Source organism: Vibrio sp. WZ-1 (assembly GCF_052037695.1).
Taxonomy (GTDB): Bacteria; Pseudomonadota; Gammaproteobacteria; order Enterobacterales; family Vibrionaceae; genus Vibrio.
Genome location: NZ_JBQEQR010000053.1, coordinates 69444 through 80882 on the forward strand (window position 1 = coordinate 69444; position 11439 = coordinate 80882).

Below are 11439 nucleotides of genomic sequence, written 5' to 3' on the forward strand. Positions count from 1 at the left end.
GGGAATGCAACATTCAAAACAAACCTACATCCATTTGCGTGACCAAATTTTTAATGCCTTGGATGCATCAGCGTTAGAAAGCTTATCGAAAAGTGACTTAGAGCGTCAGTTGAGTAATGCGGTTGATATGCTAGTGAGTCGTGACCAGCTATCGGTGTCATCACTGGCGAGAAGTGAATACGTTGTTAGCATGATCCATGAACTGGTTGGTCTAGGGCCGTTACAGGTTCTGATGGATGATGACACTATCACTGACATCATGATCAACGGCCACCAGCAAGTGTATGTCGAGCGCTTCGGTTTAGTGCAGCAAGCAGATGTGCACTTTCTTGATGAAAAGCAACTGGCGGATATCGCTAAGCGTATTGCCAGTCGTGTTGGTCGACGTGTTGATGAGTCGTCACCAACCTGTGATGCACGTTTAGAAGATGGTAGCCGTGTGAATATCGTTCTGCCACCGATTGCGATTGATGGTACAGCAATATCGATTCGTAAGTTTCGGCATAAAAGTATTGGCTTTTCTGACTTAATCGAATTTGGCGCCTTGAGTCCTGAAATGGCCAAGTTGCTGCAATTAGCAGCGCGTTGTCGCCTTAACATCCTTGTTGCTGGGGGAACTGGCTCGGGTAAAACGACGTTGTTGAATGCCTTATCGCAATACATCTCACAAGGTGAGCGAGTGGTGACAATTGAGGATACCGCGGAGCTTCGATTGCTTCAGCCTCATGTGGTACGCATGGAAACTCGGACAGCAGGCATCGAAGGTACCGGTGAAGTGAACTCACGCGATTTGATGATTAACTCGCTGCGTATGCGTCCAGATCGCATTATTGTTGGTGAATGTCGTGGTGCCGAAGCATTTGAAATGCTGCAAGCGATGAATACTGGCCACGATGGTTCGATGTCGACGCTGCATGCTAACAGCCCGCGTGACGCCCTTGCTCGAGTGGAGTCTATGGTCATGATGGCAACTAACAACTTGCCGTTAGAAGCAATTCGTCGTTCGTTAGTGAGTGCCGTGGATTTGATAGTACAGGTTAACCGACTCCATGATGGTTCTCGTAAAGTCATGAGTATTACTGAAGTGATTGGTATGGAAGGGAAAAATGTCGTGCTTGAAGAGCTATTCTGCTTCCAATCTGATCCTCATCATCATGAAGGTAAGATCACAGGTCATTACGAGACAACAGGGGTGATGAGCCGCTCGGTATTGTTTGAAAAAGCGCGTTTCTACGGAGTGGACAAAGAGCTTGCTGACACCATCAGCGCCATCGAAGCTGTGGGGTAAGCCATGTACTGGTTCATTTTAATCGGTGGTGTTGCGTTGATTATTGTTGCCTTGATGGGTGAAAAGAATAAGCGCCTTGATAGTTATCTAACTCAATACCAACAGCGTAACCGTGTAGAAACAACGTTGACTCGTCAAGCGGTGAACTTTGCCAGTTTGTCAGACAGAAGCTTACGCCAAGGCTTAAAAACGCGTTGGGATAATTTAAAGCGCCAACTGGGCCGTTTAGCTCTGCTTAAAATAACGCTCTACACCATGTTGGTCATGGTGCTGGCTCTAGTAGTGAATAGCACATTCACTCGCTTTGCGGTTTATGAGTTATTGCCCTTTGCGGTGCTATTTGGCTGGTGGTTTGGTTATCAATGGCTACAGAAGCGTGAGCAAAAGCAGTTTGATGAAACCTTTCCGGATGCATTGAATATGCTGGCAAGCGCCATCAGTGCAGGAGAGAGCATTGGCCGCGGCATCATGTACGTGGGTGACAATCTCGAGGGTGAAGTCGGACGTGAGTTCAAGTTAATGGGTGAGCGTCTAAAAATGGGCGAGTCAATTGATGAGGTGTTTCGTAAATCTTGTCTGCGTTTTCCAAACCCGAACTTCCATTTCTTCGTGATTACACTGCGAGCCAATATGCAGCGCGGTGGTCAGTTGAAAGAAATCATGACGCGTTTGAATCGTCAGATGTTTGAAGCTCGAGCTGTCGAACGAAAGAAATTCGCCCTGACGTCTGAGGCTCGTATTTCAGCAAAAATCGTTTCGGCGACGCCATTTTTCTTTCTGTTTATTTTGCAGTTTTTAAGTCCAGAGAACTTTGAATTCGTGATGTTTCACCCCGAAGGTCGTCCGCTGCTGTATTACTTAGTGATCAGCGAAGCGATTGGTATGGCAATCATTTGGGCGCTAATGAAGAGAGTGAAGTAATGATGACACAAACGACGTTTTGGCTATTTTTCTCTCTCGTTGGTGTCAGTTTCGGCGTACTTCTGCTTATTTACTGGATGCTAAACCACTTCGGCTATCAACGCCGAGTGGCGAGAATCGTTCGCCAACACAAAGGTGATCAACAAGAAGAGTCTCGATTAGAGTCAATTCTATCTCCACTATCGAGTTTGGTAGAAAAGCGTGATGTGAGTCTGCCGCAGCGTTTACATCTTGCTGGAATTGAGAACCCCAATGCTACCGCTTGGTTTGCGCCATTAAAGTATGCGGCTTTGTTGCTTGGTGAACTATTGATTGCAATCTTGGTTTTTACCTTAGGCATAGCAACCAACTATTGGATTGCTCTTGCTGCCGCTTGGGCGATGGCTGTGATTCTATTGCCTGATATGTGGCTTGGAATTCGTAAGACTAGTCGCCAACGACGTATCAGCCGTAGCTTGCCGTATTTAATCGATCTCATGGCGATATGTGTTCAGACCGGTATGACGATTGAAGCATCATTGAAATACTTGGCGATAGAGATTCAAAGTTTTAACCCAGAGTTGGGTAAGTTATTGGATAACACCAACCAGCGTGCCCGAATTGTGGGCATGGAGCGTGCGTTACAAGAGTTGTATCAGCAAGTGCCATCGTCTGAGATGCGCAGTTTTATGCTGACGCTAACTCAAAGCATGCAGCACGGCTCATCCATCTACACCATGTTGACGACATTGTCCGGCGATATTCGTGAAGTGCAGATGTTGGAGCTTGAAGAGCAAATAGGGAAGTTGGCGGCCAAGATGTCGATTCCGTTGATTGTTTTCATCTTGATTCCACTTGTTTTTGTTATCACCGCTCCTGGGGTGATGAGGATGATGTCCCATGTTTAAAAAAATTCTGATTTGTTTGTTACCAGCCATGCTTGCAGCGTGTAGTTCTACCCAGCAAGCGTGGCAACAGCAAGACTCTAAAGAAGCCATTTACCAGAAAACTAACAACCACACTCAATTGGTAGACCTATATAAACAGCAGCTTCAGCAGAATGATGAAGCAGAAGTACGTGAGAAACTAGCGCAAAGCTATCTCGCACTTGGTGATGCAGAATCGGCGCTGTTTTACATCAAACCATTAACCAATAAGCCAACAGCAAGTGTCGATACCTTACTTATTCAGGCGCAAGCCTATGGTGAATTGGCACAATATACAGCGGCGATCAGCAGTGCAAAAGCGGCGCTGAAAATTGAAGAGAGTAACGCGGAAGCAGAAAACTTACTGGGTACTTACTACGGCTATAACTACCAATATGACTTGGCACGCCGCTACTTCGAGCGTTCACGTGAGTACTTCTTTGATGGCGTAACGGTTAACAATAATTTAGCTGTGCTCGATATTGCAGAAGGTCAGTATAAACAAGCCATTCAGCGTTTACTTCCACTTTATAAGAACGGTCAGGCGGATGAGCAAGTAATGGCGAACCTAACGTTGAGTATGGCAAAGGAAGGTCAATATGAGTTTGTTAAACAAGTACTGAGTGAGAAATACAGTAATCATCAAATCGACAATATTTACCGTGCTCTGCGTAGTTATGACCCATTGAAGGCACAACAGAAAGCGCAAGTATTAGCTGGAGCTAGTCGTGAAAGTTAAGCAACGCGGTGTTGCCAGTATTGAATTTGCGATAGGTTTCTTTGCTTTTTGGTTGATGTGCATGGCGTGGGTCGAGATGAGCTATATGTCTTACATCTCGGCGATCAACGATTTGGCAATTTCAGAGATTTCACGCACTGCCAAAAAGCGTAATGACAATTACATGCAAACGGTTCAAGCGGTGTTGAACCGAGAGGGCAGTATTTGGAATACCGCGGTCGATGTTGAGCGTTTTCGTGTTTCTATCCAATACCTCGACAACATCGAATCACTCACGGCTTATACCGAACAGTGTGAATTAGCGCCAGGACAAGCCAGTAAAGAGTGTGGTGAAGCGGATAATGCAGCCTTAGCTGTGTATCACATTGACTACAGTTTTCAACCAATCTTCAGTTACTTCCTTGGCTTACAAAGCACTATGAGCCGAGAAATGGTGGTGGTGCAAGAATATGAACGCTCTCAATTTGGTATCTAATCATCGCCAAGGGCGACATACACAACGTGGCACCTTCAGTATTGAGTTTGCCATTGTCGGTATTTTCTTCAGCTTATTATTGGCCTTCAGTGGTGATGTGATCATTAAGCTGTCGGTAAAAGGTAAGTTGGACCGATTGACCTATTCATTGGTGAATGTGGTGAAAGAACGCACTCAACTTTATGGTGCGGATTATGAGCTTTCAAAAGAAGAGGCTGATGATGTTGATACCATCACTCACCACTCATTAGAGCGCACGTTCGGTAACTTTCAAACCAGTCAGTATGGATTACAAGTTGAAGAGTTGAGCTTCGCTGCAGTGGATAAACCGAATCCTGTGATCATCGAAAAACGTGGCGCGATAGATTGCCAAGTCGGGGAAAACATCAGTTCGTTGAGCTACTTATCTGTGGTAAGTAACCGAGGTCGTCAAATGCCGTTGTATCGAGTCTCTATTTGTTATGAAACCGACAACTGGATCGGTAGTTTGTTGGGTGTTGAGTTTACTCGGGTTGAATCCGATGCTGTTGTGATCGGGAGGTAACATGCCACAAAGAATCCAATATTCATCTTATTTGAAAAAGCAGAGCGGTCATGTCGGCATGTTATTCGCCATGATCATTCCTATTCTGTTTGGTGTTTTCATGTTGGGCTCCGACGGGGCGAGAGCCTTGCAGACCAAAGCCCGGTTAGAAGAGGCCGCAGAAGCAGCGGTGCTTGCCGTCTCAGCAGAAGATTCAGAAAATCACGCGTTGGCACAGAACTACATTGAGCACTATGTGTATGACGTTGATAGCGTTGAAGGTCTAAAAGTACAACGCTTGTCATGTGATGAGATGCCAGATTGCCAGGCTGGGCTATCAAAGGGACAAGCGCGCTACTTTGAGTATCGTGTTGCGGGGAAAACTCGCCATGAATCATGGTTCCCTGGTCAAGGTGTGATCGTGGGCTTTGGCGATACCTTTGATGTAACTGGTAGCTCAAAAGCTCGTCGTTATCAAGGTCAGCCAGTTGATATTACTTTTATTGTCGATTTCTCTGGTTCAATGAACTTTGAATGGAGTGGTGGTAAAAAGTCAAAGATCGAAGATCTGAAAGACATCATCGAAAAAGTGACCGATGAGCTAGAGCAGTACAATATCTTAAATGTTGAGCATCCCCACCGAGTCGCTATCACAGGCTTTAACCGTCGCACCATTAACACCGGTGACAATAACAAGCTGATAATTCGCGATCAACGCATTACTAAGTTTGACGCGGATGGTTGGGATAAAGACGATACGTTTTATCCGCAAAAAACCATTAATAACCAGTTTGTGGTTAAAGGTGCAGCGAAGCGCATCCCAAATGAAGATGATTTAGCGGAGTTCTATGACATTTTCTATACCACGGACTTTAATAGCTTTACTCGTCAGGTGAATAGTTTTAAAGCCTCCGGTGGTACGGCTTCGCTGCAAGGCATTATTCGAGCAGGACAAATCGTCACTCAACTAGCAAAGAACCCCAAGCAGTTGATCATTATTTTGTCCGATGGTGAAGATTTCAATCACTATGCTGGGCAAACCGAAGAACTCGTGGATCGTGGTATGTGTTCGAACATCCTCAATATGATTAATGGTGGAAAAGTGACGGCAGATGGAGCCAGTGATTCGATAGAGGTCATTAACGGCGTGAGCCAAGGCATGAAAACACCAGAGGGCGAACAGATGAGTGCCAGTATGTCGGTGATTGGTTTTGATTATGAACTGAATGCCAATGTGGGCTTACGTAATTGTGTCGGGGCGGACAACGTCTACAAAGCAGAAAACACTGACGACATACTGAATCAAATTTTATCTCTGATCACCGAAGAAGTCGGTCACCTAACCTTGTAGAGAGTAATACAATGAACAAGTTAATTCTGGCGTTAGCCGTGAGCTTACCCATGCCATCATTCGCACAAGACAACACTAATCAAGCGCTGTATTACTATTGCCAGCAAGGGCAGAATCAGTACCAAGAATCGGCGTCTTTCGGGCATCAAACGGAAGTGAAATACCATCAAGGTCCGTTTATGCAAATTACAGTCGATGGTGAACAGAGTGCGCTTGAACCTATGTTACTGTCTCAGTTGGAACAAACTGGCATCGATAAATCCTGTGCGACCTACCTATTGAGCCGTGCACAACTAACTGAGAGTCAGCAGGGCGAACTTGCTGCCCGAGTGCTGTTTGAGTTTGACGAAGCGAGCTTAAACACTCAATCGAAGTTCATTCTCACTCAGTTGAATCAGCAACTGAAGCAGAGACCTCAATCTTCATTACTGGTGGTTGGTAATACGGATGCTAAGGGCAGTAATGGATATAACCTAACATTGGGTTTAAAGCGCGCAGACGCAGTCGCTCAATATATTGAAGGCCATGATGAAGTAGCGTCTTCTTCGCGCTCTGATGGCGAAACGCACCCAGTGAGTAGTAATGCAAATACTCATGGGCGCGAGTTAAATCGCCGCGTTGATATCAGTTTACCGAAGCAGGGTTAGCGGTAAGGCAGGAGCACTTTTAAGCTTGCACCCATGGATGGGTCAGTTGGTGTTTCAAACCATATTGCCCCTTTGTAGCTGTGTACGATCTCATCACACAGAGCCAAACCTAATCCTGTTCCTGGGTTTTTCTCGTCAGCACGCACACCGCGTTTAAATAATGTCTCGCTTATAGACTCATCCACGGCAGGGCCGTCGTTGTTAAAGGTGATGACAATCCCACCTTCAGTGTTGTTGATGAACACATCGATACGTTTTTCTGCGTAGCGATATGCGTTCTCCAAAATATTGCCAAACACTTCCATGACGTCCGCTTTACTCATCGGCAAAGTCTGATCATTATTGATAAACTGTTCGACGCGAATGCCCTTATCCATGTGGACCTTATCAAACATAAGCAAGAGGCTGTTGAGGATAGGTTTGATTGGAGTGGCGTTTTCAACAATCCCTTTCACACCGAATGATGCACGTTTAAGTTGGCCCTGAATCACATCATCCATTTCTAATAACTGTTGGTTGATATCGTGAATCTTGCCTTCTTCAATATCATCCAATAAGGCTTGCGACACTGCGACTCGTGTTTTCAAACTATGTGCAAGATCGTTTAATGCTCGGCGATAGCGCTGTTCGTTTTCTTGTTGTTGGAACATCAGTTCATTAAACGCCCTTGTGATACTTTGCAGATCTTCTGGGTACTGATCGTTTAATCTCGTTCGTTTACCGGCTTTGATCTCTGATAGTTCAACTTGCAGTGTATTCAATGGCTTGAAACCAACAGTAAAAAGAAAATACACAATAACCAATGTTATCAGAGTGCCTAAGAGAGCAAACTTGATGATTCTCCACTTAAGTTGTTCAATGGGTTTAATGCTCTGATCCATTTTTTTTATGGATATTAAGCGCCCACCAGGAATCTTGTCTTGTTCAGACAAGCCAATTGTGTGAAGGAGTACATGTGAACCTGAGTTAAGCGCTATCATTTTTATTGAGCCAATTTTTTGTGAAAGCGCATTGCTACGACATAGGTCGTTGAGTTTTACTCCGTCGAGCTTTGATAAGGAATGAAAAGCGTCTGGTGAGATAGAGCGCCAGAGTTCGTTATTTTTCTTGTCGCATATCACCATTGAAAACTTATCGGAGCTATTTGCGTAGCTATCCTGCCATTGCTCAAATGGAGGTAGGAGGTTTGAGCTCCATATCTCAGCAAGGAATGAGGGTAAATCATTCGTCAACTCAACAGCATATTGAGCTAGCAAACGGTTTTTTTGGTATTGATAACCCATTATTCCAAGCAGTGAGCCTATTGTGACAGTCAAAAGAACCGATGCTACGACAACTTGTCTGCGAAACCTTGTTGTTAACATTAAGCTTCCCCTATTTAGCCTCTAATTCAAATCGATAGCCTTGACCACGAATGGTGCTAATGATTTTGTCATCGGTATGGGCTGCAAGCTTTTTACGCAGGCGCGAGATGATTACTTCAATATTGTTAAGTTGTACGCTCTCTCCGGCATCGTAGAGTGAGTCAGCAATCTGTTCTTTTGAAATCACTTTTTGGCGATGACGGATAAGATACTCAAAGATTTGATATTCCAATGCGGTGAGATCTAGTACGTTGTCTGCGTAGCTGATGCTTTTCGCTTGTGTGTCTAACGTCATGTCGCCTGCGTTTATGGTGCTATTAGAGAAGCCTTGATAACGGCGGACAAGCGCTTCTAAGCGAGCCATTAACTCTTCGAACTGAAACGGCTTGGTGAGGTAATCATCAGCACCAGAGTTCAGCCCCTCTACTTTATCTTGCCAATCGCCACGAGCGGTTAGGATGAGAATAGGGACATTAATCTCTTTGCGGCGGATCTGCTTTATTAAGGTGATACCATCAAAATCAGGTAAGCCAAGGTCAATGATCATGGCATCCGCATTGGGGTGTTTTTGAATGGTTTGCAGGCAAGCGGATGCGGTTTTATCGGCATAAACGGTATGACCGCGATCTTTGAGCTGCGAAGATAAATGGTGATTGAGAATTTCGTTGTCTTCGACCAGTACGACTAACATGAACAACCTAATCAATGGATTTCATAACTGGATTAACCTTAGCATTCAACAAAAAAAAGGGAAGCTATGCTTCCCTTTAAACCTTGTTAATTCACCATATTCTTGTTGCTGAGCACATTACTCACCGGTGTAAACAATCAGTACTTTGTCGTCTTGGTATTGGCGTTCGAACGCGTAATAACCTTCTTGATTGCGAGTGATGTGCTTGCCTTGTGCAACCGCTGGGTGGCGTTTACGGAAATCCCCCAACTTTTGCCAATGCTGCAGTAAGTCTTCACGCTCGCCATTAATCTTATCCCATGGCATATCAGAGCGAGTACCTTGGTGAGCGTCCGAGCCGGTAACACCAAAGTCACGGGCGATCTCGTCACCATAGTAGATTTGCACTGCACCCGGCGCCAGCATCAACGCATTGGCTGCACGAGCTTGGTCATCAAAGCTACGGCTGCGTGCCGCCCAGAAAAGTTGAGTATCGTGTGAAGACAGGTAGCTCAACACATTGAACTCAGTGTCGCTGTTGATGCGTTCTGCATAGCGGCGGTAGTCTCCATCAAGCTGAGCAAAACACTTCAGTGCTTTTGGTGCGACATCAGATTGGAACTCGAAGTTGATGATGGAATCGAAGCCGTTATCGAAATACGGGCTCTTCACCACGCTGTGTGCCCATACTTCACCTGTCATCCAAAATGGCAGGTCATCTAGTGCTTTGTCTGGATTGTTTTGCTTCCACTGGGCAAGCGCTTGAGTGGTACTGGCTTTCAACTCTGCCCACGCTTCCATTTCAACGTGTTTAGCGGTGTCGACGCGGAAGCCATCAATGCCATAGTCACGTACCCAGTCGGATAACCACGTAATCAGATGCTCACGCGGGGTTTGCAGTTCATCTTGCGCATTGGTGTCTTTATTGCGGAAGAAGTTTGGTAGTCCGGTTTTCTGAGTTGATTCGGTTTTGAGATCCGGTAAGTAGTTCAAAGACATGGTGATGTCGTTGTATCCCGGCGCATCGTAATCGCCAATGTCGGTGCGGAGCCAATCTTTGCCCCACCACTTTTCCCACGCTTCGCTATCACCGTATTTGATGTAATCGTTGAAGCTGTGCCAGCTTTGTCCCGATTTTGGCTGCCAGTCGGTCCATTTCTCACCAAGGATTTCTTTGGCTTCTTGGTCATCAAGGTAAAGCTGACCAAATCCGAACTCCTGCATGTCTGCTAATGTCGCGTAGCCAGTGTGGTTCATGACCACATCCCAAATCACGCGAATGCCTTTCTTATGCGCGGTATCGACGAAGGTTTTTAGTTCATCTTCGGTACCCATATTGGCATCGAGTTTGGTCCAATCTTGATGGTAGTAACCGTGGTAGCCGTAGTGTTTAAAGTCGCCTTTATCGCCGCCGCCAACCCAACCATGGATTTGTTCCAGTGGCGAGGTTATCCAAATAGCGTTCACACCAAGAGATTCGATGTAATCGAGTTTTTTCGTCAGACCCGCTAAGTCACCACCGTGGAAGGTGCCAATCTCGTATTTTCCGTCTTTACTACGACCGTAGCTGTTGTCATTGTCTGGGTTGCCATTGTAGAAGCGGTCAGTCATGACGAAATACACCGTCGCGTTGTCCCAGCTGAACGGTTTTTCGGCTTGCTGCTCTACTTCTTCTAGCAATAACAGACCTTGGCTCATAGGCCCCGGCTGCATGGTTACGTTGCCATTGGCGACGGTCGTTTCTTGTCCGGTTAAGGCATCACGAACAACCGTGCCGTCAGTAAAGGTGTTGGCAACATTGATGGTTTTTGGTGTGTCAGTTGCGACAGGGCAAGAGTAGGTGATGTCCTGACTCTGCTTTGGTTTTATTTTTACCGTTAGCTCGTTGGTGGTTGGGTCGAGCGTAAATTGATAGGTATTGGCTTTGAAGATGCGCAGCGGCATTTGCACATCTGTGGCGCAATTATCCATTTTTAATGGACGATTAAATTTGATGCGGCTTTCTTCTGCTAGGGCAAAGCTACTGCCACAGCTCTGTTTGCTGTCGGCAATGGTAAAGGTGTAGCTACCTTTTTCCAGTTTTTGCTCTGCGATAAGTAGTCCTTCAGAGCTTTGTTCGAATACGGTAGTGTCGTCACCAACACTTAATACGATGGCATTTTCTGGAATCTGGCTGCAGGCGCTCAGTAGACCGATAGAGAGTGCGAGAATTGTTTTTTTCATTGTGTCCTTCCCCCGAATAAACAGCCCAGTTATAGCAAAACAGTGCCTCTACAATCCGAGCTCTGCACCGAGAAGTTAAATGCCTCTCACCCTACAAATTTTCGTATTGTTCACAAAATGAATAATAAATGCCGCTCACATCAGTTTGAAGGCAACAAAAAAGGGAAGCATCTGCTTCCCTTTTACTTATTTCTGTACCGTCCTAAATAAGGTTGACACATTTCCGACATGAAATTGGAGAGTGTCATGAAATCAACAAGTAAACGAACCCAACGAGATTATTCTCTTGCTTTTAAATTGACGGTCGTTGACCAAGTAGAAAAAGGTGAAATG

The 11439-nt window shown here is 45.5% G+C and carries 11 protein-coding genes; 8 read left to right on the forward strand and 3 right to left on the reverse strand.

Annotation, left to right across the window (positions count from 1 at the left end; all coding sequences use genetic code 11):
• Window positions 1–4: 4 nt before the first annotated feature.
• From ACTS60_RS04390 to ACTS60_RS04425, 8 genes are read left to right on the forward strand one after another with little or no spacing between them, the layout of a single operon-like run.
• Window positions 5–1288 (forward strand): CpaF family protein, encoded by a 1284-nt coding sequence (locus tag ACTS60_RS04390; RefSeq protein ID WP_440887279.1) that lies wholly within the window; start codon window positions 5–7, stop codon window positions 1286–1288.
• A 3-nt stretch (window positions 1289–1291) separates the two neighbouring features.
• Window positions 1292–2209: a type II secretion system F family protein gene (locus ACTS60_RS04395; protein ID WP_440887280.1), complete on the forward strand. Its 918-nt coding sequence runs from the start codon at window positions 1292–1294 to the stop codon at window positions 2207–2209.
• Complete coding sequence (locus ACTS60_RS04400) at window positions 2209–3096, forward strand: type II secretion system F family protein (RefSeq protein ID WP_440887281.1); 888 nt, start codon at window positions 2209–2211, stop codon at window positions 3094–3096. The genes ACTS60_RS04395 and ACTS60_RS04400 overlap by 1 nt, the downstream gene beginning before the upstream one ends.
• Complete coding sequence (locus ACTS60_RS04405) at window positions 3089–3853, forward strand: tetratricopeptide repeat protein (RefSeq protein WP_440887282.1); 765 nt, start codon at window positions 3089–3091, stop codon at window positions 3851–3853. Before ACTS60_RS04400 ends, ACTS60_RS04405 begins: the two co-directional genes overlap by 8 nt.
• A complete protein-coding gene (locus ACTS60_RS04410; protein WP_440887283.1) occupies window positions 3843–4328 on the forward strand; it encodes a TadE/TadG family type IV pilus assembly protein in 486 nt (161 codons plus the stop codon). The genes ACTS60_RS04405 and ACTS60_RS04410 overlap by 11 nt, the downstream gene beginning before the upstream one ends.
• Window positions 4303–4872, forward strand: a complete 570-nt coding sequence (gene tadF, locus ACTS60_RS04415) for a tight adherence pilus pseudopilin TadF (RefSeq protein ID WP_440887284.1) — start codon at window positions 4303–4305, stop codon at window positions 4870–4872. The genes ACTS60_RS04410 and tadF overlap by 26 nt, the downstream gene beginning before the upstream one ends.
• A gap of 1 nt (window position 4873) precedes the next feature.
• Entirely contained in the window at window positions 4874–6202 is a 1329-nt protein-coding gene (locus tag ACTS60_RS04420) for a pilus assembly protein TadG-related protein (protein WP_440887285.1), read from the forward strand.
• Window positions 6203–6213: 11 nt separating this feature from the next.
• The gene (locus ACTS60_RS04425) at window positions 6214–6849 is read left to right on the forward strand and encodes an OmpA family protein (protein WP_052439726.1); all 636 of its coding nucleotides are present in this window, start codon (window positions 6214–6216) and stop codon (window positions 6847–6849) included.
• Here ACTS60_RS04425 and ACTS60_RS04430 read toward each other — a convergent pair.
• From ACTS60_RS04430 to ACTS60_RS04440, 3 genes are all read right to left on the reverse strand, one after another.
• Window positions 6846–8213 (reverse strand): ATP-binding protein, encoded by a 1368-nt coding sequence (locus tag ACTS60_RS04430; RefSeq protein WP_045380174.1) that lies wholly within the window; start codon window positions 8211–8213, stop codon window positions 6846–6848. The two genes, ACTS60_RS04425 and ACTS60_RS04430, sit on opposite strands and share 4 nt — an antisense overlap.
• Before the next feature lie 10 nt (window positions 8214–8223).
• Window positions 8224–8904 carry a response regulator gene (locus ACTS60_RS04435; protein WP_409582126.1) on the reverse strand — a complete coding sequence of 227 codons (681 nt, stop codon included), beginning with the start codon at window positions 8902–8904 and terminating at the stop codon, window positions 8224–8226.
• A 117-nt stretch (window positions 8905–9021) separates the two neighbouring features.
• Window positions 9022–11106 carry an alpha-amylase gene (locus tag ACTS60_RS04440; protein WP_440887286.1) on the reverse strand — a complete coding sequence of 695 codons (2085 nt, stop codon included), beginning with the start codon at window positions 11104–11106 and terminating at the stop codon, window positions 9022–9024.
• Window positions 11107–11439: the final 333 nt, after the last annotated feature.